Genomic DNA, 23,012 nt, shown 5'->3' on the forward strand with positions numbered 1-23,012 from the left:
TTGTTATGGGTAGACTGGGGCCTATTTAAGGTCAGATCTTCATTTTTACAAATTTCGGCTCAAGGTATTCCTTGATGCCGAGCGAGCCACCTTCACGGCCCATCCCTGAATGCTTGATGCCGCCGAAGGGCATCTCGGCACTGGCCAGCAGCATCTCGTTGACGCCGACCATGCCCACTTCCAGGGCTTCGGATGCCAGGGTGGCAGTCCGCAGGGAATTGGTAAAGACATAGCCAGCCAGTCCGAAAGGCGTGGAATTGGCGCGCTTTATGACCTCGTCGAAGCTGCGGAACTTGGTGATCGGCGCAACCGGGGCGAAGGGTTCGTCGTTCATGATGCGGGCTTCGTCGGGTACGTCGGCCAGCACCGTGGGTTCGATGAAATAGCCGCTGTTGATACCCGGCGGACGGCCACCGCCGGTGACGACGCGGGCACCGCGGGACTTGGCGTCCTCGATCAGGTTCAGGGCGTTCTGCAGGCCGCGCGGATTGGCCATCGGGCCGATCTGCACCCCGGCATCGAGGCCGCGGCCGATCTTCAGGCCCTTGGCGTAATTGGCGAAGGTTTCGGTGAAGGGCTCGGCAATGCTTTCATGCACATAGAAGCGGCTGGGGGAAATGCAGACCTGGCCGCAATTGCGGAACTTGGCCGTGGCGGCGGCGGTGGCGGCGGCGACGGGATCGGCATCCTCGAAGACCAGCACCGGGGCATGGCCGCCCAGTTCCATCGACACCTTCTTGAAGTCGTCCACGCATAGCCGCAGCATCTCGCGGCCCACCGGCACCGAACCGGTCAGCGAGACCTTGCGCACGATGGGCGAGGCGATGAGGTGGCGGGCGATCATGTCGGAATTGCCGGTGACCAGGTTCATCACGCCGTCGGGCAGGCCCGCATCGGCCAAAGCCTGGACCAGCGCCATGGCCGAACCGGGGGTCTCGCCCGCCGGCTTGAGGATGACGGAACATCCCGCCGCCAGGGCAGCGGCCATCTTGCGGGCCGGCAGCAGGGCGGGGAAGTTCCAGGCCGAGAAGGCGGCGACCACGCCGACGGGTTCGTATTTCACCATCATGCGGCTGTCGGGGCTGCGGCCCTCGATGGTCTGGCCGTAGATGCGCTTGGCTTCCTCGGCATACCATTCGAACTGGTCGGCGGCGGCGCCGGTCTCGCCCCTGGCCTCGGCCAGCGGCTTGCCGGTCTCGGCGCTCATCAGGGCGGCGATGTCCTCGGTGCGTTCGCGGATCAGGGCGGCGGCACGGTGCAGCACGGCGGAACGCTCCCAGGGCGAGGTCCGCCGCCAGACGTGGAAGCCGGTCTCGGCCGCCACCAGGGCGTCGTCAAGATCGGCGGGACCGGCAGCCGGAATATGGCCCAGTTCCGATTCCCGCGCCGGATCGGTCACGGGCCGGGTGGCGCCATCCTTCGCAGCGCGCCATTCCCCTTTGATGTGAAGGCCATATCTGTCGTACATCAGTCTTCTCTCCTTTCACCAAAGGGCCGTTACAGGGATTGCTTGTGGTAGCGGGACTGCACGTCTTCGCACCAATTGCCCACATTCCAGGAACCATAGGCCCCCATGCCGCCTTCGCTGTTCTCGCCGGCATAGACCGGGACATGGATGAAGGACAGGCCGGGATGGGCATGGGCCTTGGCCAGGGCTTCCCTCAGTTCCGCTTCGCTGTGGCCGCCATAGAAGGCCGCCACGCCCTGCACGGAGGAGGCGAGCTGGACGTAATCCACCGCGACGCTGTCATTGGTGCGGAACTCGACGCCGTATTGCGCGTGCTGCAGGCTGGTGATGGCGCACATGCGGCGGTTGTCGAAGACCACCAGCGTGCCATGGGCCCCATGTTCCACGGCGTCGATCAGCACCTGGGGATTCATCATGAACGAGCCGTCGCCCGAGAAGGCGATGCCGTAGCGGCGCTTGTCCGGCGGGCACAGGGCCAGGGCGGTCAGGGCGCTGGAGGCGAAGCCCATGTAGGAGGCACCGGTATCGGTATAGGTGTCGCCAGGACGGTCGTCGGCGACCACCTGGAATCCGTTAGCCTGGACGTCGCCGGCATCGAAGAACTTGACGGCATTGACCTCCTTGGCGAAGTCGGCGACCACGCGGATGGCGGTAGGCTGGGTCAGCACCGGGCGGCCCCAGACCGGATCATGGAGGGTCTTGGAATAGGTGCGGCCATCGCGGAACTCGATCCATTCCTGCTTCTTCTCGGCGCAACGCTGCAGCCAACTGCGCTTGGGCGTCAGGTCGAAATCGGCTTCCTGCTCGATATGGGCCAGCAACTGGCTGATGACCACGCCGATATCGCCGGGCAGGGCGATGGTGTGGTTGTAATGGGCGACGTCGGAGAAATCGCCGTTGATGTTGATCACCGCTTCCACATTGGGATAGCCGACGCCCGAGCAATCGGACTGGCAGACGGCGCGGCTGCCGATGACGATCAGCAGGTCGGCCATTTCCATGGCGAAATTGCCGCTGATCGAGCCCTTCGAGCCGCCGACATGCATGTTCTGGGGATGCTCGTCGGGCAGCACGCCGCTGGCGCCCGGCGACAGCACCACGGTGGCGCCGATCCGCTCGGCCAGGCTGCGCAGTTCATCGGCGGCGAAGCGGGCACCGCCGCCGGCCTTGATGACGATGCGGTGATAGCGGCGCAGCAGGGCGGTGGCCTTGCGCAGGCTGTCCTCGCTGCCCACCGCCTGGACGGGCAGCTGCACCGGGCCGGGCAGGGCGTCCAGGTTGAAAACACGCCGTTCGGGCTGGGTGTTGATGGGCAGCATCAGGAAGAAGGGGCCCTTCTTGTAGGGATGGCCCACCTTCAGGGCGCCACGGCGCAGGGCGTCGCGCAGGGCCTCGGGGGTGTGCAGCACGTAGGACTCGCCCATCAAGGCGGTCAGGCGGCCATACAATCCCTGCTCGTGCTTCGGGATCTGCTGCATGTTGAAGCCTTCGCCATGGGTCGTCTCGTCCCCATAGATGTGATAGAGGCCGACATTGTTGCAGGCCGCGACCAGCGAGCCGGCCATGGCCTGCAAGGCCCCCGGGCCGATCGAGGTGACGACGGCGCAGGTCTCGCCGGTCATCCATTTCAGCGCGGTGCCGACATGGGCCATTTCCACTTCGTTGCGGAAGTTGTAGGTCCGCGTGGCGCCTTCCTCGGTATAGATGCGCAGCACCTCGCCGATATCGGTCGAGCCATGGCCGAAGATGGCCAGGAAGGTGCGGACATCCTGCTTGAGCAGGCCCAGGATCAGGCCTTCGGACAGGCTCACTTCGACCAGCTTGGGCAGCAGGCCCTGGCGGATGGCGGCCTCGACGCTGCCGGCTTCGACCACGGCCCGGGCGCGCTGGCGGATCTGCGCTTCCTGGGACGAGGAGTCCTGCGTGACCGGTTTCTTGTCGGCAACAATGGGTTGTGCGTTTTGGTTCATGATTCTTGCCCCAAGTCTGGTTCAGTGGGCCGAAGCGCCGTCGGCGTTCTTTGCATTCGGGATGGTCGTTTCGTCATTGGCCGGAATGGCCGGATTGCGGCAGCGCTTGACGACCTGCGTGATGATGGTCAGGGCGGTCAGGCCGAGAAGGATCATGGCCGTCCACGACTCGAAGAAGGTGGCATGGCTGTTGTTCGACATGATCAGGGCGGTGCGGTAGTTGGTGTCCAGGATCTCGCCCAGAACCATGCCCAGCACCACGGGGGCGATCGGAATGCCCAGGCGCTTGAGCACGTAACCGAAGGCACCCATGCCGATCATCATGTAGACGTCGAACATGCTGTTGCGGATGGCGAAGGCGCCGATGGCGCACAGCACCAGGATCGAGGCCGCCAGATACTCGCCGGGCACCGCCAGGACCTTCACGAACAGCCGGATGCCCCAAAGCTGGACGGCGAAGATGGCGATATAGGAGATGGCGACCATCGCGTAGATGGCATAGACGGTGTCCAGATTGGTCTGGAACAGCAGCGGGCCGGGCTGCAGGCCGTGGATCAGCAGGCCGCCCAGCATGATCGCGGTGGCCGGATCGCCGGGGATGCCCAGGCTCAACAGCGGGATCAGCGTGCCGCCGGTGACGGCGTTGTTGGCGCTTTCGGGCGCGGCCACGCCGGCGATCTCGCCCTTGCCGAAATTCTCCGGATTCTTCGAGAAGCGCTTGGCATGGGCATAGGCCAGGAAGGCGGCGATGGGGCCGCCGGCGCCGGGAATGGCGCCGATGCCCGTGCCCATGGCCGAGCAGCGCGTCACCAGGCCGAGATTCTGGCGGCATTCCTGCCATGTCGGCAGAGTGCAGCGGACCTTGCCGAACTTGCCCAGGTCGACCTTGTTGCCGTCCTTGGACAGGAAGGTGTCGACCAGCTGCGGGATGGCGAACAGGCCGATCATGGCGACCACCAGATTGACGCCCTGCATCATGTCGGTGAAGCCGAAGGTCAGGCGCTGCACCCCGGTCAGGGGGTCGAGGCCGATGGTCATCAGCATCAGCCCCAGCACGCCCGCCACCAAGCCCAGCGTCAGGCTCCGTTCGGACAGGCCGCAGATGGTGGACAGGCCGAACAGCACCAGGGCGAAGATTTCCGCCGGGCCGAAGGCCAGCGCCACGTCGGCGATGTAGGAGGCGACGAAGACCATGATGATGAGGCTGAACAGGCCGCCGAAGACGGAGACGAACAGCGCCGTTCCCAGGGCTTTGCCCGCTTCGTTGCGCCGCGCCATGGGATAGCCGTCCATGACCGTCGCCGCCGCGGAGGGGGTGCCGGGAATGCCGAGTAGGATGGCGGAAACGGACCCGCCGGTCATGCCTCCCAGATAGCAGCCGAGCAGCAGGCCCATGCCCGCCTCGGTGGGCATGGCGAAGGTCAGCGGTAGAAGAAGCACCAGGACCAGCGAATAGGTCAGGCCGGGGATGGCGCCAAAGATCAGGCCGAGGACAGAACCGATGAAGACCGCCAGCAGGGCTTCCATCGACAATGCCTGTTGAAGACCGGACAGGATTGTTTCCATGACGGCTTCCTCAGAGCAAATTAAGCCAGGTGCCGCGAGGCAGGTTCGCCTCGAAGCCCTGAACGAAGATCAGCCAGCACACGGCCGGGATGATGATGGCCGTCGCCAGTGTTTTGGTCCATGAGCGGATCCCCATCATCACCTTGAAGACGAGGATGACCACCAGCGGGGTCGCCAGGACGAAGCCGATCTTGCCAAGGAGAAAGGCATAGCCGAACAGGACCAGGAAGGTTCCCCCCACCACCTTGACCTCGCGGTTGGTGATGGCGGAGGGAACGTCCAAGCACAGCTTCGCCGGGCTGAACACCAGCACAAGGCCGAGAAAGCCGAGGATGGTGCCCAGCAGCAGCGGGAAAGTCCGAGGACCGGGAGTACCCGGAATATGGCTTTCCGGTATCGTATAAAGCACTGTTGCGACCCAGCCGGCAGCGAACAGCGTCAGGACGATGCCGAGCCCGCGACTGAATTTGCCGGCATTCATGATGTCGCCCCCTTAGTTCGAGCTGGCCATCTGGGCCATCAATTCGGCGATGCGTGCATCGTCCTCGGCGATCACCTGGGCGAACTGGTCATGGGGAAGGTACGAGACGCTGAAAGCCAGGTTGTCGGCGACCTTCTGGAAGTCCTCGCTTTCGGTGACCTTCTTGATGGCGGCGTCCAGGCGGGCGATGGCCTCTTGCGGCGTACCCTTCTTGACGGCGATGCCGCGCCACATTTCCATGTTGCTGTTCACGCCCTGCTCGATGGTGGTCGGGGCGTCGGGGAACAGGTCGAGGCGGCTGTCGCTGGAGACGCCGAGGATGCGGACCTTGCCGCTCTTGACATGAGGCACCAGCGCGGCGGGAAGCTGCACGGTGGCGTCGACGCGCCCGCCCAGCAGGTTCAGCACGGCTTCGTTGCCGGGGAAGGGAACCGGCGTCATGGTCGCCTCGCCGGCATTGAACATGGCGGCGCCGGCGATATGGGTGAAGCTGCCCAGGCCCGAGACGCTGACCTTCATGCGGCCGGGGGCTTCACGGGCTTCTTCCATGAATTCGGAAAGCGTTTGCCACGGGGCGTTCTCGCGCACCGCCAGGACCGGCTTTTCGGTGCTGACCTGGGCGACGGCATCGAATTCCTCGTAGCCGAAGGGCAGGTTGCCCTGGTGGTGGACGGTGCTGATGGAGTTGGAATTCCAGACGATGTGATAGCCGTCGGCGGGCTGGTCGCGGACATAGCTGTAGCCCACGGCACCGCCGCCGCCGGGACGGTTCACCACCGGCACCGGAACACCCAGTTCCTTGCTCAGGCCGTCGGCCAGGGCGCGGGCGGCCAGGTCGGCGGAGCTGCCGGCACCGAACAGCACGGTCATCTCGATGGGACGGCTGGGATAATTGTCGGCCGCCGTGGCAGGCAGAGACAGAGTCAGGGCTCCGGCGAACAGACCGAAGGCGGACAGGGTCTTCTTGATATTCATGCTTTCCTCCCGGTTACCGGCGGCTCTTTTTGGGCTTCGCCGGCTGGTCAACGAATGATTCGTTTCAGGCCGAGATACGTCTCTCTTGCGAGAGGGCGAAGCTGACGGTCCTTGTGGGGACCGGCGGCTTCGCCTGAATGCACCGTTTGTTATGGCTTGTTCCGGTGCCAAAAAGCGGGCCGCTTTTTGTTATTCACGTGTTGCCTCCTACTTTTTTCTTCTTCTTTTTTAGTTTTTTGAAGAAGTTTTTTTCTCTGGGTCTCGTGCTAGGCGGCTTTCTCCCGCTTGCTGGCAAGCGCTTCGAGCACCCGTTCCGGCGTCGCCGGAAGCGTGGTGATCCGCACGCCGATGGCATCGTAGATGGCGTTCAGGATGGCCGGGGCGGTCTGCACCATGGCCGGTTCGCCGATGCCCTTGGCGCCCAGCGGGCTCAAGGGATCGGGGTCCTCGACGATGAAGGAGGTGACCTGCGGCACGTCGAGCGCGGTCGGCAGGATGTACTTGGCGAAGCCGGGCGTGGTGGTGCGGCCCTGGTCGTCGAGCTGGTAATCCTCCATCAGCGCCTGGCCGACGCCCATCACCACGGCCCCTTCGATCTGGCCTTCGACGCCGCGCGGATTGATGGCGCGGCCGACATCGTGGGCGGCCCAGATGCCCAGCACCTGCACCTCGCCGGTGGCGGTGTCGACCTCGACCTCGGCGACCTGGGCGCCGAAGACATAGGCCTGCCAGGGGCGGCCGCTGCCGTCGACGGGGTCGAGCGCGGTATGGTCGGCGGTGAAGGAGGCGCTGCCCACCGGCACCACGCCGACGCCCTTGCACTGCGCCACGGCCTCTTCCATGGTCAGGCGCAGATTGGTGCCCGGCGCCCACATCTCGCCGTTGCGGGTCTGGATGCTTTCGGCCGGAACCTGCCACTTCTCGGCGATCACGCTGACCAGGCGGTTGCGGGCCTCGCGCGCGGCCAGGGCCACGGCATTGCCGATCATATAGGTCTGGCGGGTGGCACCGGCATGGGCGGCTTCCGGGGCGCGGGCGGTGTCGTTATCGCCGATGGTCACGTCCTCGGGGCGGATGCCCATCTCCTCGGCGGCGATCTGGGCCAGTACGGTCAGGATGCCTTCGCCGATCTCGGTCACGCCGGTGACGACCTTGGCGGTGCCGCCATCGTCCAGTTCGGCCCAGGCACCGGCCCGGTCGATGGCGGCGGTACGGGCGATCCCGTACCAGCCGGCTGCCATGCCGCGTCCCCGCTTCTTGCGTCCGTCGTCATACATTTTTTCTCTCCCTATTCCGCCGCCACATCCGAGGTGTCGCGCAGCCGCACGCCCAGGGTGCAGGGGGCACGGGTGCCGGGACCGCCAAGGTCGTCGCGGGTGGCGCCCCGGCCGTTGGGCACGCCGGGCTGCCAGCGCGATCCCTTCTCCAGGGTGTCGAGCACCTGGAGCATGCTCACCGAGCCCAGCTTCTGCTGGGTATGGGTGACGGCACCGTCGCGCATGGCGTTGATGCGGCGGATCTCGAAGGGATCGAGGCCCAGCTTCTCGGCCGCCATGTCCATCATGGATTCGGTGGCGAACAGGCTCTGCATGGCGCCGAAGGTGCGGAAGGCGCCGGACGGGGTGTTGTTGGTGTAGATGCCGTAGGCATCGATGCGGACATTGTCGATCTCGTAGGGACCGGCACCCAGGATGCAATGCTTGCGCATCACGCCCGGGGTGGACAGGGCATAGGCGCCGCCGTCGGAGATCGAATGCATGTGGGTGGCGGTGATGCGGCCGTCCTTGGTCAGGCCCATGCGCAGGCGCATCACGAAGGGATGGCGCTTGGCCGAAACCAGGATCGATTCCTCACGGGTGAAGACATAGCGCACCGGACGGCGCGACTTGATCGCCGCCAGGGCCAGGATGCCCTGGTAGATCATGTCTTCCTTGCCGCCGAAGCCGCCGCCGACCGGGCTCATGATCATGCGGACCTTGTTGATCGGCATGGCCAGGATATGGGCCAGCATGTGGCGGTGGTGGGTGATGTTCTGGCTGGGCGAGTGGATGGTCACCGTGCCGTCGGGCTCGACATAGGCCAGCCCCGCCTCGGGCTCCAGATAGGCATGCTCGACGCGCTGGGTGCGGAAGGTTTCCTCCAGGATCACGTCGGCCTTGGCGAAGCCGTCCTCGATATTGCCCTTACGGATCGGGATGTGCTGGCAGATATTGTCGGTATTGCCTTCATGGACCAGCGGCGCGCCCGGCTTCATGGCCTCTTCGGCATCGAAGACGGCGGGCAGTTCCTCGTAGACCACCTTGATCTTTTCGAGGGCGTCGCGGGCCTGGGCGACGGTCTCGGCGGCGATGGCGGCGACGGCATCGCCGACGAAACGCACCTTGCCGCGGGCCAGGACCGGCTGGTCATGGATGAACACGCCATAGCCGTCCACGCCGGGCACGTCCGCGCTGGTCACCACCGCTTCGACGCCAGGCATGCGCTCGGCCTCGGAGGTGTCCAGGCTGACGATGCGGGCATGGGCGTGCGGGCTGCGCAGCACCTGGAGGTGCAGCATGCCGGGCATGGTCATGTCCCCGGCATATTTCAGCGCGCCGGTGACCTTGCTGGGGGCGTCGAGGCGGCGCACATTGGCGCCCAGGAAGCTGTCCTTGAAGGCGTCTTCCTGCAGGGCGGTGGCCGGGACGGAGCCGTTCAGAACATCGCGGGCCAGTTCCACCGCTTCAAAGATCTTGGAATAGCCGGTGCAGCGGCAGATGTTGCCGCCCAGATGTTCCTTGATCTCGTCGAGGCTGGCATGGGGGTTGCCGCGCAGGCAGGAAGTGGCGGCCATGACCATGCCGGGAATGCAATAGCCGCACTGGCTGGCGCCGGTCTTGTGGAAGGCCTGCTGCAGCACGGTCAGGCGGTTGCGTTCCGCCAAGCCCTCGACGGTTTCGATGGTGGTGCCCTGGGCCTTGCCGGCGGGCATCAGGCAGCTTTTCATCAGCACGCCGTCGACGAAGACGGAGCAGGTGCCGCATTCACCGGCGCCGCAGCCTTCCTTGGCGCCGGTCAGGTAGAGTTCCTCGCGCAGGAAGTCGAGCAGGCGCAGGGACGGGTCGACGTCCTTGCTGACGGAACGACCGTTGACGGTCGTCTGGATGGTGATCTTAGGCATGGAGCCTTTCCTCCCCGTGTACGGGTTGGCTGACGGGGGCGATGCCGAGTTCGTCCAGGGCATCGCCCAAGGCACGTTCGACGAAGCTGGCCAGGACCTTGCGGCGGTATTCCTGACGGCTGCGCGAGCGGACGAAGCCGGCGGTGCGGTCGGACAGGCTGCGGATGGTCTCGGCCGTGACCGGCTGGCCGATCAGCGACTGTTCCAGTTCCTTCGCCCGGCAGGGCACCGGCCCCACAGCGCCGATGGCGAGGCGCACATCGGCGAAGCGGCGGGTGGCCCAATCGACCTTGACCAGGGCGGCGACGCAGCAGGTGGAGATCACCAGCGAGCGGCGGTGGCCCACCTTCTCGAAGGCGCTGCCCCAGCCTTCCATGTCGTCGCATTCGATGGCGGTCATCAATTCGCCCGGTTCCAGCAGCGTCTTGCCGGGACCCTGGATGAAGTCGGCCACCGGAACGGTCCGGGTGTGGCGCTTGCCGTCCTTGCGGCTTTCCAGCACCACCGAACCTTCCATCGCCACCATCGGCGGGATGCCGTCACCGGCGGGCGAGCCGTTGACCAGATTGCCCGCCAGCGTGGCGGCGGCGCGCAGCTGGTCGTCGGCGAACCAGATGGCGGCATGCGCCATCACCGGCAGATGCCGCTTCAGGAAGGGGTCCTTCAGGAATTCGGCGAAAGTGGTGTTCGCGCCGAGGCGGATGCGGCCGTCCTGCGCCTTCTGCCCGCGCATCTCGGCGACGCGGGAGATGTCGATGAGGACGGGGATGTGGACATCCCCCGCCCGCCCTTCGCGCGCCCACGGAAGGAGGTCGGTTCCTCCCGCGATGATCCGGTGTTCGCCGGGGAAGCGTTCGATCAGATCGAACGCTTCGTCCAGCGTCGCCGGCAGGTAGTAATCGTCACAGCGAAGCATATCGCCCTCTCCCTGCCGCGTTCCGGATTAATGATTCATCGTGACGACGACCTTGATGGCATCGTCGATGCGCTCGCGGGCATAGCGCAGGGCGGTGGGCACTTCCTCCAGCGGGAAGGTGTGGGTGTGCAGCAGCTTGGCGTCGAAGCGGCCCATGGCCATCAGCGCACCGGCGCGATGCACGGCGCTCTTTCCTTCGCCGCGGATGCCGTAGAGGTAGATGTTGTTGCGCACCAGGGCGGCGACATCGACCTCGACGGGCTTGCCGGGGAAGGCGGCGAGGCAGATCTTGCCGCCGCGACGGACCATGCTGGCCGCTTCGTTCAGCGCGGCCGGGGCGCCCGAGCATTCGAGGACGTAATGCGCGCCAATGCCGCCGGTGATGCGGCGCACCGCTTCAACGGCATTCTCGTTGCGCACGTTGATGGTGTGGTCGGCGCCCAGCTTGCGGCCGATTTCCAGACGAGAATCGCGGGTGCCGGTCAGGATCACCGGGTCGGCGCCCAGGGCCTTGCCGACGGCGACGCCCATCAGGCCGATCGGGCCGGGGCCGGTGACGACCAGGGCCTGGCCGGCGATCAGGCCGCCCAGCGCGTCCAGGCCGTACATGGCGGTGCCGGCGGTGACGATCAGGGTCGCCTCGGCATCCGAGATATGGTCGGGGACATGGACCAGGGTGTTGATGTGGTTCACGGCATATTCGGCGAAGCCGCCATCGGTGGTGAAGCCGTTGGCGCGGTGGCCCTTGTCCTGGTCGCCGTAGTTTTTGCCGTAGTTCAGGCAGGAGGTATACATGCCTTCGCGGCAGCGTTCGCACTGGCCGCAACCGGCATGGATTTCCACCGCGACGCGGTCGCCGATTTTGAACTCGTCGACGCCACGGCCCAGCTTGACCACGGTGCCCATGTATTCATGGCCCGGCGTGAAGCCCTTCTCGAAGGGGGAACCGCCCTGGATCTGGGCCGGCAGGCCGTGGGAGATGATTTCCAGGTCGGTGGCGCAGACGGCCACGGCATCAATGCGGACCAGCACCTCACCCTTGCCCGGCTGCGGCACCGGCTTTTCCACCAGGGTCAGTTCGTCGGGCTTGCCCAACTGCCAGGCCTTCATCTTGGTGGGGATCTCGAAGGTCTTGGTCTGCGCCGTGTCCTTGTTGAGTACCAAATCGTCCATCTGACGGACTCCTCCTGTTTTCGCATTATGAAAATTGTTTTCGGCGCGTTGCGGTGAAAAAGCCGCAGGCCAGCGCCGTGTTCATGGGGCTAGGCGGCGTTCGCCCAGCCGAGTTGCCGGGAAATGGTGGCCGCGCATTCGGCGACCTTGCTGCGGGTCCGGGCCAGGGCCTCGTCGGTGGCGCGCATGGTGGGGGTCGAGGAACTGACCGACGCCACCACCTTGCCGGTGCGGTCGTAGATCGGGGCGCCGATGCAGACAACGCCCGGCTGGAACTCCTCCCAATCCTCGGACCAGCCCTGTTCGCGCACCTTGGCCAGTTCGCGCTTCAGCTCCTCGACCGAGCAAATGGTGTGGTCGGTGAAGCGCTGCAGGCCGTGGCGGGCCAGCAATTCGGCCAGCACGTTCTCGCTCATATGGGCCAGGATCGCCTTGCCGGTGGCGGTGGCATGGGCGGCCTTGGACTTGCCCATCACGTCGCTGTCCACCTTGACCGCGTGCAGCGAGGGCAGCTTGGCCAGGGTCACCAGGTCGAAGGCCTCGATCACCGCCAGATGCACCGATTCGCTGGTGACGCGGTTCAGTTCCTCCAGCGCGGGCATGGCGAAGGTGACCAGATGAAGCTGGCGGGACCGTCCCTCCGCCAATTCGAAGACCCGGTTGCCCAAAAGGTAGCGGCGGGTCTCGGGTTCTTGCGTGGCATAGCCGCGCCGTGCCAGGGTGGCGAGAAGGTGATGGCAGGTCGAGAAGTTCAGGCCGGTCTTGGCCGCTAGCTCGGTCAGCGCGACGGCATTGCGGCTGCTGGCCAGGGCTTCCAGGATGTCCAGCGCGCGGTCCACCGACTGGATGCCCTTGTTGGGCTGGCGCTTGGCGCCTTCTTCGGGGCCGGCGGGGAGAGCGGCCCCGACGGGCTGGACATCGGCGGTCTGAGCCGTTGCCTTGGTTTGCCCCTTTGCCATCGTCACCTCGTTTTCACAGTGTGAAAAGCGTTTTCTGATAGTTCTCAGCCTAGTCCCCGTCGGCGGAGCCTGTCAACATCCTGAAAGTGCTTTTCATGACACTACTGCCAATGGTCATAGGCGAGTCTTAAGTGGCATTTTCCTATGGAAAATAGAGGCGGTGCCGCTTTCGCTGCGCCGCGTCACGCTGCTTTTCGCCGGGATAAAGGGCAGGGGACTGCGGTTCCGCCCTGGGATGTGGGGGCAAGGCAGAGAAAGGTTTTTGCGATGCAAAAAGCCCTCGCAACGACGGCGAGGGCTTTGAAAGGGAGCGGAGAAAGAGGAAAGTTTTTTCAGCCTCCCATGCTCTGCAAGGCCTCCTGGCAGACCTGTTCGCAGCGGCGGCAGGCTTCGGCGCAGATGCGGCAATGCTCGTGCATTCCGGCATGCTTGTCGCATTCCTCGGCGCAAAGACGGCAGGCGGTCCGGCAGGCCTCGATGGTGCGGCGGATCACTTCCTCGTTCGATCCCGTCCGGCGCAGGGCCAGCGCGGCGGTGAGGGTGCAGAGATCGGCGCAGTCGAGGTCCAGGCGGATGCACTGGCGCAGGTCGGCGACCCTTTCCTCGGCCAGGCAGGCATCGGCGCAGGACGCGCAGGTCAGCGCGCAGGCGGCGCATTCCTCGATGCAGCGGATCAGGGCGTCGTTGGTGCTGCCCTTCACGTCGGGATGCGTCGCGATCATCTTGGCTACGGACATATCATCCTCCGGAAAGTGGGTGGTGCGGCGGTTTCGCCAGCAAACACCGTGTCCGGAGGATGGTTCGGCCCTACAGCCCTTTGCGTTGCAGCCACGCCTTCATGAAGGCGATCTCGCCTTCCTGGGCGGCGACGATTTCTTCGGCAAGCTTGCGGATTTCCGGGTCGCTGCCATGCTCCAGGGCGATGCGCGCCATGTCGATGGCGCCCTGGTGATGGGCGATCATGCCGCGCACGAAATCGATGTCGGCATCGCCGCTATAGACGATATCCATGCCCGCATGCATCCGGTCGTTGGCTTCCTTGTAGGCCCGGACCGCGGGAGAGGCGTCCTGGTCCTGGGTCGCGGCGGTGCCGTGACCGGCATGACCGCCGCCATGATGATGCGCCGACTGGGCGAAGACGGCGGGGGACAGGGCCATCATCGACGACAGGGCCAGGGCGGACAGCAGGGTCTTCATCGGGACTTCTCCAGTTTCGTGACGTCGTGATGCGCCGCATGGGACAGGAGAAATGTCACGGGGTTGCGTCTGCCGGACGGAAAAGTGTGACAAAGTATGTCAGGATCGCGCAGCGCAACATTCTGTCACGCTTTTCATGATGGCCTCGACGGCGGCCTGCGTAAAATCGGCCCATGGAGACTTCGCCGCATATCCTCGTCGTAGACGATAATCGAGAGATCCGCGACCTGCTGGGCCGCTTCCTGGTCAAGCACGGCCTGCGGGTCAGCAGCGCCCAGGACGGCAGGGCCATGCGCCGTGCCCTGGAGACCGGCCGCTTCGACCTCGTGGTGCTCGACCTGATGCTGCCGGGCGAGGACGGCCTCAGCCTGTGCCGCTGGCTGCGCGCCACCTCCCAGATACCCATCGTCATGCTGACGGCGATGGGCGACGAAACCGACCGCATCGTCGGGCTGGAGATGGGCGCCGACGATTACGTGCCCAAGCCCTTCAATCCGCGCGAATTGCTGGCGCGCATCAAGGCCGTCCTGCGCCGCGCGCAGGGCGTTCCGGCGCGGCCCGAGGACAAGGGCGGGACCGGCCGCCCCTATTGCTTCGCCCAATGGCGCTTCGATGCGGCGCGGCGGGAGCTGGTGGGGGCGGACGGCATGGTGGTGCCGTTGAGTTCGGGCGAATTCGCCCTGCTGCTGGCCTTCGTCGAGCATCCCCGGCGGGTGCTCAGCCGCGACCAGCTTCTCGATCTGGCGCGGGGGCGGGCGGCGGCACCCTTCGACCGGGCGGTGGATACCCAGGTCAGCCGCCTGCGCCGCAAGATCGAGGAGGATGTGCGCGAGCCTGTCCTGATCAAGACCGTCTGGGGCGAGGGCTATATCTTCACCCCCGAGGTGACGCGGCAATGAGGCGGTTGCTGCCGCGCAGCCTGGCGGGCCAGACGGTGCTGGTGCTGCTGGTCGGCCTGACCGTCTCTCATCTTCTCAGCATGATCATCTATTCCGGCGACCGGATGGACACGCTGGCCCAGATGGATTCCCGCCATACAGCGGCGCGGGTGGCCGAGGTGGTGCGGCTGTTCGACGAAACGCCGCAGGACTGGCACGAGCGGATGCTGCGCGCCATCGGCGGCCCGGACCTGGCGGTGAGCCTGAGCGAAGTTCCTGCCGTGGCGGAACAGGCCCAGTCCCGCCGTGCCCTGCTGATGCGCGATGCCCTGCGCCAGGATTTCGGGTCGCGTCCGATCCAGGCCATGGATGCACCGGTGGACGGTGCGCAAGGGCTCTACCGGGTCCAGGCCTCGGTGCGGCTGGAAGGCGGCGGATGGCTGAACTTCGCCCATGACGAAATGGTGCCGGCCGATCAATGGTCGCGCCATCTGTGGTCCATGGCGCTGATGGCGGCGGGCGTGGTGGTGCTGTCGATCTGGGTGGTGCGGCGGCTGGCCGCGCCCCTGGCCGCCTTCGCGGGTGCCGCCGAGCGCCTGGGCCGCAATGTGGAGGCGCCGCCGCTGGTCGAGGACGGCCCCGACGAAGTGCGTCAGGCCGCGCGGGCCTTTAACCGAATGCAGGAACGCTTGCGCCGTCTGGTCGACAACCGCACCCGCATGCTGGCCGCCATATCCCACGATTTACGCACGCCCATCACCCTGCTGAAGCTGCGCACCGAATTCATGGAGGATGAGGAGGAACGGGCCCGGATGCGGGAGACGTTGGACGAGATGGAGGCGATGGTCGCCTCGATCCTTGCCTTCGCCCGCGACGATGCCGCCCAGGAAGAGACGCGCGTCGTCGATCTGGCGGCCTTGCTGTCCAGCATCTGCGACGATTTCAGCGATGCCGGGGCCGAGGCGTCCTGCGAGGCGCCCCAGCGCCTGCCCGTCGAGGGCCGCCCCCTGGCCCTGAAGCGCGCCTTCACCAACCTGATTGGGAATGCCGTCAAATATGGCGGCGCGGTCAGGGTCCATGTCTCGGCAGGCGAAGGGGGTGCCAGGGTGGTGATCGAGGATCGGGGGCCGGGTATTCCCGAGGAGGAATTGCGGAAGGTGCTGCTGCCCTTCTACCGCGTCGAGGCTTCCCGCTCGCGGGAAACCGGCGGGGCCGGACTAGGCCTCTCCGTCGCCTCGTCCGTCATCCATGCCCATGGCGGCGACCTGTCGCTGAGCAATCGCGCCGAAGGAGGCTTGCGGGTGGTGGTGGATTTGCCGCTGTAGCGGGAAGACAATCTGCCTGCAGGATACCGGCAAAGCCGGTTCCTCCCGCACCAGCCCGTCATCCCCGCTTTCGCGGGAATGACGAGGAAAGGTTTTACAGGTTGTCCGTGCGGCTTATTCCCCGCCGGTATCGGCCACCAGGCCGACCGATTCGATGCCGGCGACGGCGCAGAGCTCGTCGTTCTCCGACAGGTCGCCGGTCACGCCCACGGCACCGACGATCATGCCGTCCTTGTCGCGGATCAGCACGCCGCCGGGCACCGGCACCATCTTGCCGCCGGCCAGGTCCGAGGCGGCATTCATGAAGGCGGGCATCTTGGCGGCACGGCGGGCCAGTTCACGTCCGCCGAAGCCCAGGCCCAGGGCGCCCCAGGCCTTGCCGATGGCGATTTCCGGACGCAGCAGGCTGGCATTGTCTTCGCGCTTCAGGACCTTGATCTGGCCGCCGGCATCCAGCACGACGACGGTCAGCGGCTGGAAACCTTTTTCCCGACCTGTCTGCAAGGCCTTGTCAACGATCGCATCGGCAGAGGATAGTGTCAGGCTCACGGTGTCTCTCCTTCCTTCTTGGAGGGGGTAGAATTGCCGATTTGTATTCGATGTCAATGTCTGGCCGGAGGGAGCGTTGGAAAAGTTTGCACACAGCTTGACCGCCACGACGGCGTATAAGAAGAAAGGAGCGGAGCAGTGAGCTTGTGGATCGAGACCGGCAACATCCAGGTTGCCGCCGAACTTCACCACTTTATCGAACAAGAGGCTCTGCCCGGTACCGGCATCTCCTCCGGCCAGTTCTGGTCGGCCCTGGATGCCCTTCTGCACGACATGGCCCCGCGCAACAAGGCGCTGCTTGCCAAGCGCGACGAGTTGCAGGCCAAGATCGACGAATGGTACCGCAGCCGGCGCGGCCAGCAGATCGACCTGGACGCCTATAAGGCCTTCCTGCGCGAAATCGGCTATCTGCTGCCCGAAGGCGAGGATTTCAGCGCCAGCACCAGCAATGTGGATACCGAGATCGCCCATACGGCTGGCCCGCAGCTGGTCGTGCCGGTGATGAACGCCCGCTATGCCCTGAACGCCGCCAATGCCCGCTGGGGCAGCCTGTATGACGCCCTGTACGGCACGGATGCCATCAGCGACGAAGACGGCGCCGAGCGTGGCGCGGGCTACAATCCGAAGCGCGGCGCCAAGGTCATCGCCTTCGCCCGCAACATCCTGGACCAGGCGGCGCCGCTGGAGACCGGCTCCCATGCCGAGTCCCTGTCCTATACGGTCGAGGACGGCGCCCTGCTGGTCGGCCTGCCCGACGACCAGATCGTCGGCTTGGCGGATCCGAGCAAATTCGTCGGTTATCGCGGCGATGCCTCGGCCCCGGAAGCGATCCTGCTGCGCAATAACGGCCTGCATCTGGAAATCCGCATCGACCGCAGCCATCCCATCGGCAAGGACGATCCGGCGGGCGTCGCCGACCTGGTGGTGGAATCGGCGCTGACCACCATCATGGACTGCGAGGATTCCATCGCCGCCGTGGACGCCGCCGACAAGGTCGCCGTCTACCGCAACTGGCTGGGCCTGATGAAGGGGACCCTGACGGCTTCCTTCCCCAAGGGCGGCAAGACCGTCGAGCGCAGCCTGGAAGGCGACCGCGTCTATACCGCCCCGGACGGCAGCACGTTGACCCTGCATGGCCGCAGCCTGATGCTGATCCGCAATGTCGGCCATCTGATGACCATCGACGCGGTGCGCCTGAAGGACGGCAGCCCGGCGCCGGAAGGCCTGCTGGATGCCATGATCACCTCGCTGATCGCCATCCATGACCTGAAGGGCCTGGGCCGCCTGCGCAACAGCCGCGCCGGGTCGGTCTATATCGTCAAGCCCAAGATGCACGGTCCCGAGGAAGTGGCCTTCGCCAACGAACTCTTCGACCGCGTCGAGGATGCCCTGGGTCTGGCGCGCCATACCCTGAAGATCGGCATCATGGACGAGGAGCGGCGCACCACCGTCAACCTCAAGGAATGCATCCGCGCCGCCAAGAACCGCGTGGTCTTCATCAATACCGGCTTCCTCGACCGCACCGGCGACGAGATCCACACCGCCATGGAAGCCGGTCCGGTGGTCCGCAAGGCCGACATGAAGGCGACGGCCTGGATCAAGGCCTACGAGGACTGGAACGTCGATATCGGCCTGGCTTGCGGCCTGAAGGGCCGGGCGCAGATCGGCAAGGGCATGTGGGCGATGCCCGACCGCATGGCCGAGATGCTGAAGGTCAAGATCGGCCATCCGCAGGCCGGGGCCAACACCGCCTGGGTGCCGTCGCCCACCGCCGCCACCCTGCATGCGTTGCATTATCATCAGGTCGACGTGGCCGCCCGCCAGGAAGAACTGAAGAGCCGCAAGCGCGCCAGCCTGGACGACCTGCTGACCATTCCGCTGGCCGACCGCCCCAACTGGTCGGAAGAGGAAATCCAGCAGGAACTGGACAACAACGCCCAGGGCATCCTGGGTTACGTCGTCCGCTGGATCGACCAGGGCGTCGGCTGTTCCAAGGTGCCGGACATCCACAATGTCGGCCTGATGGAAGACCGCGCGACCTTGCGTATCTCCAGCCAGCACATGGCCAACTGGCTGCATCACGGCATCTGCACCGAGGAGCAGGTGATGGAGACCATGAAGCGCATGGCCGCCGTGGTGGACCGTCAGAATGCGGGCGATCCGGCCTATAAGCCCATGGCCGCCGATTTCGAGAACAGCATCGCCTTCAAGGCGGCTTGCGATCTCGTCTTCAAGGGCCGCGAGCAGCCCAGCGGCTATACCGAACCGCTGCTGCACCGCTATCGCCTTGAAGTGAAGGCGAAGGCGTAAAGGAAAACGCCCCGGCCGAGAGGCCGGGGCGTTTTTCAATGGACTGACTGGAAAGAAAAAATCAGGCCGCCAGCGACTTGCCGTCCTTGGAGGTGCGGCGGGCGCCGGGATCGATGCGGACGGACAGCGGGCGGATGCGGCTGCGCTGGCTGCGCATGTCGCCGTAGGTGCCGTCGACGACGGCGGGAATGTCGCCGCGGGTCAGACCCATATCGGCCAGTTCCGCGTCGGTCAGGCCGTTCAGTTCCGCCTGCATCTTGCTACGCGCCACCCACTCGCGCAGCGGCGCGACAAGCGGGGCCAGGGCAGCGCCAACACCCCGGAACGCCGACAGGCACACGGTGGCGAAGGCTTCGGCGCGGGCCTTGCGCGCGGCGGCCAAGACCTCGTTGGTGTCGTGGTAGAGGATGTCGGACTGGGAGGTATTCATGACAAAACCTTCTTCGCAACTGCAGCAATTGATGCCACGGCGACACCATATGCCCGCTTTCGCCGAACCGGTGGCGGAAATTTTGCAGAGCAGCAATTCCATTGCCGCATATCCCCTTTCCGCCGTCCCGCGCGGACAGGGGGCGAAAGCCCTACTTGCCCGCAAGGCGATGGGCGCTTAGCTTTCAGGCGAAGAGGAGGATTTGCCGTGGCTTCCTATATCGCCCAGCAGGATGAAGAACACTTGCCCCAGGAATGGCGTGACCTTGCCGCCGGAATTGCCGCCGCCCCGGAAGGGGTCGAGCCGGAAGGCTGGCTGGCCCTGGTCCAGCCCCCGCCCAGCCCCGACCAGCGCCGGGCGCTGACGGAATTGGTGGCGCGGTTGCGTGCCGTTCCCGGCACCGGGCCGGGGCCAGTGCCGGTCGGGCGCTTGCAGGCCCTGCGGGCGGAACTGGCGCGGCGCGGGCTGGACGGCTTCGTGGTGCCGCGCAGCGACGAGCATCAGGGCGAATATGTTCCCGCCCGTGCCGAACGGCTGGCTTGGCTGACGGGCTTCACCGGCTCGGCCGGTATGGCCGTCGTGCTGGCCGACAAGGCCGCCGTCTTCGTGGACGGCCGCTATACGCTCCAGGTGGAAAGCGAGGTCGACGGCACCGCCTTCGAATACCGTCATATCTCGGAATCGCCGCCGACCGACTGGCTTGCCGAGAATTTGGGCGAGGGGGCGCGTCTCGGCTACGATCCCTGGCTGCATACCCCCGACGGCGCCGACCGCCTGGCCAAGGCCTGCGAACGCGCCGGGGCGATGCTGGTGGGCTGTGCGGATAATCCCTTGGATGCCGTCTGGGACGACCAGCCGCCGCCGCCCGTTTCACCCATCCGGCCTCATCCCGATCATCTGGCGGGCCGCGCCTCGGCGGAAAAACGGCGCGAGATCGGCGCTTTGCTGGCTGCCGCCAAGCAGGATGCGGTGGTCCTGACCCAGCCCGATTCCCTGGCTTGGCTGCTGAACATCCGCGGCGGCGACGTGCCCTTCACGCCCTTGCCTCTGTGCTTCGGTCTGTTATACGCCGATGGGCGGATGGATCTGTTCGTGGACCCGCGCAAGCTGGCTCCCGGCTTGGCCGAACATCTCGGCGCGGATGTCTCCCTGCGCCGCCCGGAAGAATTCGGCGGGGCGCTGGAGGCCCTGAACGGCAGGAAGGTGCGGGTGGACCATGCCGGTGCCCCGGCCTGGACGGTCGAACGCCTGCAAGCGGGCGGGGCGCAGGTGGTACGTGGCGCCGATCCTTGCGCCTTGCCCAAGGCCTGCAAGAACGAGGCGGAGCTGGAAGGCACCAGGGCGGCGCATCGCCGTGACGGTGCCGCCCTGTGTCGTTTCCTCGCCTGGCTGGATGCCGAGGCCCCCAAGGGCGGGCTGACGGAGATCAGTGCTGCCGACCGCCTGGAAGCCTTCCGCCGCGAGAACGAGCATTTCCGGGGCCTCAGCTTCCCCACCATCTCGGGTGCCGGTCCCAATGGCGCCATCGTCCATTACCGCGTCACCGAGCGCACGGACCGCCGGATCGAGCCGGGGCAGATCTATCTGCTGGATTCAGGGGCGCAATATCTGGACGGCACCACCGACGTCACCCGCACCATCGCCATCGGCACGCCGGGCGAGGAGGAAAGGCGGCGGTTCACCCTGGTGCTGAAGGGCCATATCGCCCTGGCCCGGGCCCGCTTTCCCGAGGGCACCACCGGCAGCCAGCTCGATGCCCTGGCTCGCATGGCCCTCTGGGCCGAAGGGCTGGATTACGACCATGGCACCGGCCACGGCGTCGGCAGTTATCTGGGTGTCCATGAAGGGCCGCAGCGCATCTCGAAGGCAGGCAACGCCATCGCCCTGAAGCCGGGCATGATCCTGTCCAACGAGCCCGGCTACTACAAGACCGGAGCCTATGGCATCCGCATCGAGAATCTGGTGGTGGTGCGCGAGGCCGAGGTTCCGCCGGGGGCGGAGCGCAAGCTGCTGGACTTCGAGACCCTGACCCTGGCCCCCATCGACCGCCGCCTGATCCTCCGGGATCTTCTGACGGATGAGGAAGCGGCATGGCTGGATGCCTATCACGCCCGCGTGCGCGACGTCATCACGCCGCTGGTCGATTCCGACACCGCCGCTTGGCTGGCGCAGGCGACCGCGCCGCTGGAATAGGAGGCGCTCAGGCCTCCTGTTCCGCTTCGACGGTGTCGTTTTCCCGCTCGCGTACCACGCGCGGCAGGAGCAGGGTGAAGCTGCTTCCCTTGCCGGGGGCGCTGTCCACGCCGAGGCTGCCGCCCAGCGGGCCGGTGACGAGATTGTAGACGATGTGCAGGCCCAGCCCGCTGCCGCCGTTGCCGCGGCGGGTGGTGAAGAAGGGGTCGAAGATGCGGGGCAGGTGCTCGGTCGGGATTCCCTTGCCGTCATCGGCGAAGACGAGGCGCAGGCTGTCGGCATCGGGCTGGGTGACGGTGATGGAGAATTGGCCCGTCTGGCCCTCGTCATAGGCGTGCAGGATGCTGTTCATGACCAGATTGGTCAGGACCTGGGCCAGCGCTCCCGGATAGCTGTCCATGGTGAGGCCGGAGGGGCAGTCGATACTGACCTGATGCCCCAGCTGGCGCAGGCGCGGAGCAAGGCTGAACAGCACTTCCTCGACATAGTCCCGAAGGTCGAACTGGCGCCGCTCGGAACTCGTGCGGTCGGTCGCCACCTGCTTGAAGCTGCGGATCAGCTGCGCGGCGCGGTCGCAATTGGCGAGGATCAGGCCGCTGGTATCCTCGGCCGTGGCCAGATAGCGGGAAAATTCGCTGCGCGACAGGCTGCCGGAGGCGAAGTCATCCTTCAGCCGCTCGGTGGCGTCGGCGAGATGCGAGGCGCAGGACAGGGCGATGCCCACTGGTGTGTTGATTTCATGGGCCACCCCGGCGACCAGCGCGCCGAGCGATGCCAGCTTTTCCTGCTGGACGAGGGTTTCCTGGGTTTCCTCCAGCCGCGCCAAGGCGTCTTCCGCTTCCTGGCGGCGGCGCTGAAGCTCCTGGTTCAGATTGGCCAGCTGCCCTTGCAGGCGGTCGCTGAACCGGACCAGACGGCGTTGTTCGCGCAGGCTCCGCTCGAAAGCCTTGACCAGCGCCCCGACCCCCCGGCGCAGCTCGGGGTCGGCGACCTCCTCCAGATGCTCCCGAAGGCGGCGGGCATCGGCCAGCGCTTTTTCCTCGGCATCGAAAAGATCGTTCACCCGTCCACCGAGACAAGATTGAAGGTCACGTGTTCCAGATCTTCGGAAAAGTCCTCGCCGAATTCCTTCATGGTGTCGTCGTCATCGGCATAATGCCAGTTGATTTCCACCCTGGTGCCGTCGGCAGCGGATTTCTCCAGCATTTCCAGGATGTTCATCAGGGCCTTGGCACTGCTGCTGTTGAAATAGATGAATTCTATGTCAAGCGTGATGCCGTCCGGGGCGGGGGCCTGGAGATAGCGGCGCAGGGCATCGAAGATCGGCCCGAAGAAGGCGGCGGCATCTTCGGGATAGGATTCCCCGCGCATGGAGAAGCGACCGGATGCGAAGTCGAAGTCGACTTCCGGTGACCGCTCCGTCCCGGCAATAGTCAATCGTTCCTGCGTCATAATACTCTTA

Annotated in this window: 21 protein-coding genes; 5 read left to right on the plus strand and 16 right to left on the minus strand. The window is 65.8% G+C overall.

Annotation, left to right across the window (positions count from 1 at the left end):
• Window positions 1–31: 31 nt before the first annotated feature.
• The 12 genes from EPD66_RS11400 to EPD66_RS11455 all read right to left on the minus strand — a co-directional run bounded on the left by EPD66_RS11400 (window position 32) and on the right by EPD66_RS11455 (window position 13,865).
• Window positions 32–1,468, minus strand: a complete 1,437-nt coding sequence (locus tag EPD66_RS11400; protein WP_142848634.1) for an NAD-dependent succinate-semialdehyde dehydrogenase — start codon at window positions 1,466–1,468, stop codon at window positions 32–34.
• 29 nt (window positions 1,469–1,497) lie between these two features.
• The gene (locus tag EPD66_RS11405; RefSeq protein ID WP_142848635.1) at window positions 1,498–3,438 is read right to left on the minus strand and encodes a thiamine pyrophosphate-binding protein; all 1,941 of its coding nucleotides are present in this window, start codon (window positions 3,436–3,438) and stop codon (window positions 1,498–1,500) included.
• A gap of 21 nt (window positions 3,439–3,459) precedes the next feature.
• Window positions 3,460–5,004, minus strand: a complete 1,545-nt coding sequence (locus tag EPD66_RS11410) for a tripartite tricarboxylate transporter permease (RefSeq protein ID WP_142848636.1) — start codon at window positions 5,002–5,004, stop codon at window positions 3,460–3,462.
• Window positions 5,005–5,014: 10 nt separating this feature from the next.
• Window positions 5,015–5,485 carry a tripartite tricarboxylate transporter TctB family protein gene (locus EPD66_RS11415; protein ID WP_142848637.1) on the minus strand — a complete coding sequence of 157 codons (471 nt, stop codon included), beginning with the start codon at window positions 5,483–5,485 and terminating at the stop codon, window positions 5,015–5,017.
• Between the two features lie 12 nt (window positions 5,486–5,497).
• A complete protein-coding gene (locus EPD66_RS11420) occupies window positions 5,498–6,460 on the minus strand; it encodes a tripartite tricarboxylate transporter substrate binding protein (protein WP_142848638.1) in 963 nt (320 codons plus the stop codon).
• Window positions 6,461–6,726: 266 nt separating this feature from the next.
• Entirely contained in the window at window positions 6,727–7,737 is a 1,011-nt protein-coding gene (locus EPD66_RS11425) for a xanthine dehydrogenase family protein molybdopterin-binding subunit (protein WP_142848639.1), read from the minus strand.
• Window positions 7,738–7,748: 11 nt separating this feature from the next.
• A complete protein-coding gene (locus tag EPD66_RS11430) occupies window positions 7,749–9,620 on the minus strand; it encodes a molybdopterin cofactor-binding domain-containing protein (protein ID WP_142848640.1) in 1,872 nt (623 codons plus the stop codon).
• Window positions 9,613–10,536, minus strand: a complete 924-nt coding sequence (locus EPD66_RS11435) for a xanthine dehydrogenase family protein subunit M (RefSeq protein ID WP_142848641.1) — start codon at window positions 10,534–10,536, stop codon at window positions 9,613–9,615. The genes EPD66_RS11430 and EPD66_RS11435 overlap by 8 nt, the downstream gene beginning before the upstream one ends.
• A gap of 27 nt (window positions 10,537–10,563) precedes the next feature.
• Window positions 10,564–11,709, minus strand: coding sequence for a zinc-binding dehydrogenase (locus EPD66_RS11440; RefSeq protein WP_142848642.1), 1,146 nt, complete (start codon window positions 11,707–11,709; stop codon window positions 10,564–10,566).
• 89 nt (window positions 11,710–11,798) lie between these two features.
• Window positions 11,799–12,668: an IclR family transcriptional regulator gene (locus EPD66_RS11445; protein WP_142848643.1), complete on the minus strand. Its 870-nt coding sequence runs from the start codon at window positions 12,666–12,668 to the stop codon at window positions 11,799–11,801.
• Between the two features lie 332 nt (window positions 12,669–13,000).
• Entirely contained in the window at window positions 13,001–13,405 is a 405-nt protein-coding gene (locus EPD66_RS11450; protein ID WP_142848644.1) for a four-helix bundle copper-binding protein, read from the minus strand.
• A gap of 70 nt (window positions 13,406–13,475) precedes the next feature.
• A complete protein-coding gene (locus EPD66_RS11455; RefSeq protein WP_142848645.1) occupies window positions 13,476–13,865 on the minus strand; it encodes a DUF305 domain-containing protein in 390 nt (129 codons plus the stop codon).
• A 173-nt stretch (window positions 13,866–14,038) separates the two neighbouring features.
• On the opposite strand from EPD66_RS11455, the gene EPD66_RS11460 reads away from it, so the two are divergent.
• Both EPD66_RS11460 and EPD66_RS11465 read left to right on the plus strand, forming a co-directional pair.
• Window positions 14,039–14,764, plus strand: a complete 726-nt coding sequence (locus EPD66_RS11460; RefSeq protein ID WP_142848646.1) for a response regulator — start codon at window positions 14,039–14,041, stop codon at window positions 14,762–14,764.
• The gene (locus EPD66_RS11465; RefSeq protein ID WP_221930962.1) at window positions 14,761–16,068 is read left to right on the plus strand and encodes a cell wall metabolism sensor histidine kinase WalK; all 1,308 of its coding nucleotides are present in this window, start codon (window positions 14,761–14,763) and stop codon (window positions 16,066–16,068) included. Before EPD66_RS11460 ends, EPD66_RS11465 begins: the two co-directional genes overlap by 4 nt.
• A gap of 114 nt (window positions 16,069–16,182) precedes the next feature.
• On the opposite strand, the gene EPD66_RS11470 is transcribed toward EPD66_RS11465, so the two are convergent.
• Window positions 16,183–16,617, minus strand: a complete 435-nt coding sequence (locus tag EPD66_RS11470) for a heme-binding protein (RefSeq protein ID WP_142848647.1) — start codon at window positions 16,615–16,617, stop codon at window positions 16,183–16,185.
• Window positions 16,618–16,755: 138 nt separating this feature from the next.
• Here EPD66_RS11470 and EPD66_RS11475 point away from each other — a divergent pair, with 138 nt between their 5' ends.
• Window positions 16,756–18,927, plus strand: a complete 2,172-nt coding sequence (locus EPD66_RS11475) for a malate synthase G (protein WP_142848648.1) — start codon at window positions 16,756–16,758, stop codon at window positions 18,925–18,927.
• 61 nt (window positions 18,928–18,988) lie between these two features.
• Here the strand turns inward: EPD66_RS11475 and EPD66_RS11480 are convergent, their stop codons facing one another.
• Window positions 18,989–19,357 (minus strand): DUF1127 domain-containing protein, encoded by a 369-nt coding sequence (locus tag EPD66_RS11480; RefSeq protein ID WP_185961373.1) that lies wholly within the window; start codon window positions 19,355–19,357, stop codon window positions 18,989–18,991.
• Between EPD66_RS11480 and EPD66_RS24050 the strand changes: the two genes are divergently transcribed.
• Both EPD66_RS24050 and EPD66_RS11485 read left to right on the plus strand, forming a co-directional pair.
• Complete coding sequence (locus EPD66_RS24050; protein WP_185961374.1) at window positions 19,356–19,538, plus strand: hypothetical protein; 183 nt, start codon at window positions 19,356–19,358, stop codon at window positions 19,536–19,538. The two genes, EPD66_RS11480 and EPD66_RS24050, sit on opposite strands and share 2 nt — an antisense overlap.
• Before the next feature lie 26 nt (window positions 19,539–19,564).
• On the plus strand, window positions 19,565–21,550 hold the full coding sequence (locus EPD66_RS11485; protein WP_142848650.1) for an aminopeptidase P family protein: 1,986 nt from the start codon (window positions 19,565–19,567) through the stop codon (window positions 21,548–21,550).
• Between the two features lie 7 nt (window positions 21,551–21,557).
• Here the strand turns inward: EPD66_RS11485 and EPD66_RS11490 are convergent, their stop codons facing one another.
• Together EPD66_RS11490 and EPD66_RS11495 are read right to left on the minus strand one after the other, a co-directional pair.
• Window positions 21,558–22,613, minus strand: coding sequence for a sensor histidine kinase (locus EPD66_RS11490; RefSeq protein WP_142848651.1), 1,056 nt, complete (start codon window positions 22,611–22,613; stop codon window positions 21,558–21,560).
• Window positions 22,610–23,002 carry a DUF1987 domain-containing protein gene (locus EPD66_RS11495; RefSeq protein ID WP_142848652.1) on the minus strand — a complete coding sequence of 131 codons (393 nt, stop codon included), beginning with the start codon at window positions 23,000–23,002 and terminating at the stop codon, window positions 22,610–22,612. Before EPD66_RS11495 ends, EPD66_RS11490 begins: the two co-directional genes overlap by 4 nt.
• Window positions 23,003–23,012 lie beyond the last annotated feature (10 nt).

The sequence above is a fragment of the Telmatospirillum sp. J64-1 genome (assembly GCF_006980715.1).
Taxonomy (GTDB): domain Bacteria; phylum Pseudomonadota; class Alphaproteobacteria; order Rhodospirillales; family Magnetospirillaceae; genus Oleiliquidispirillum; species Oleiliquidispirillum nitrogeniifigens.

Excerpts from the sequence above, each read along its gene's own strand:
- EPD66_RS24050 (WP_185961374.1), top strand. The coding sequence starts at position 19,356 with ATGACAAAACCTTCTTCGCAACTGCAGCAATTGATGCCACGGCGACAC.
- EPD66_RS11420 (WP_142848638.1), bottom strand. The coding sequence starts at position 6,460 with ATGAATATCAAGAAGACCCTGTCCGCCTTCGGTCTGTTCGCCGGAGCC.
- EPD66_RS11450 (WP_142848644.1), bottom strand. The coding sequence starts at position 13,405 with ATGTCCGTAGCCAAGATGATCGCGACGCATCCCGACGTGAAGGGCAGC.
- EPD66_RS11405 (WP_142848635.1), bottom strand. The coding sequence starts at position 3,438 with ATGAACCAAAACGCACAACCCATTGTTGCCGACAAGAAACCGGTCACG.
- EPD66_RS11455 (WP_142848645.1), bottom strand. The coding sequence starts at position 13,865 with ATGAAGACCCTGCTGTCCGCCCTGGCCCTGTCGTCGATGATGGCCCTG.
- EPD66_RS11410 (WP_142848636.1), bottom strand. The coding sequence starts at position 5,004 with ATGGAAACAATCCTGTCCGGTCTTCAACAGGCATTGTCGATGGAAGCC.
- EPD66_RS11445 (WP_142848643.1), bottom strand. The coding sequence starts at position 12,668 with ATGGCAAAGGGGCAAACCAAGGCAACGGCTCAGACCGCCGATGTCCAG.
- EPD66_RS11415 (WP_142848637.1), bottom strand. The coding sequence starts at position 5,485 with ATGAATGCCGGCAAATTCAGTCGCGGGCTCGGCATCGTCCTGACGCTG.
- EPD66_RS11465 (WP_221930962.1), top strand. The coding sequence starts at position 14,761 with ATGAGGCGGTTGCTGCCGCGCAGCCTGGCGGGCCAGACGGTGCTGGTG.
- EPD66_RS11440 (WP_142848642.1), bottom strand. The coding sequence starts at position 11,709 with ATGGACGATTTGGTACTCAACAAGGACACGGCGCAGACCAAGACCTTC.
- EPD66_RS11480 (WP_185961373.1), bottom strand. The coding sequence starts at position 19,357 with ATGAATACCTCCCAGTCCGACATCCTCTACCACGACACCAACGAGGTC.
- EPD66_RS11495 (WP_142848652.1), bottom strand. The coding sequence starts at position 23,002 with ATGACGCAGGAACGATTGACTATTGCCGGGACGGAGCGGTCACCGGAA.
- EPD66_RS11430 (WP_142848640.1), bottom strand. The coding sequence starts at position 9,620 with ATGCCTAAGATCACCATCCAGACGACCGTCAACGGTCGTTCCGTCAGC.
- EPD66_RS11425 (WP_142848639.1), bottom strand. The coding sequence starts at position 7,737 with ATGTATGACGACGGACGCAAGAAGCGGGGACGCGGCATGGCAGCCGGC.
- EPD66_RS11400 (WP_142848634.1), bottom strand. The coding sequence starts at position 1,468 with ATGTACGACAGATATGGCCTTCACATCAAAGGGGAATGGCGCGCTGCG.
- EPD66_RS11435 (WP_142848641.1), bottom strand. The coding sequence starts at position 10,536 with ATGCTTCGCTGTGACGATTACTACCTGCCGGCGACGCTGGACGAAGCG.
- EPD66_RS11460 (WP_142848646.1), top strand. The coding sequence starts at position 14,039 with ATGGAGACTTCGCCGCATATCCTCGTCGTAGACGATAATCGAGAGATC.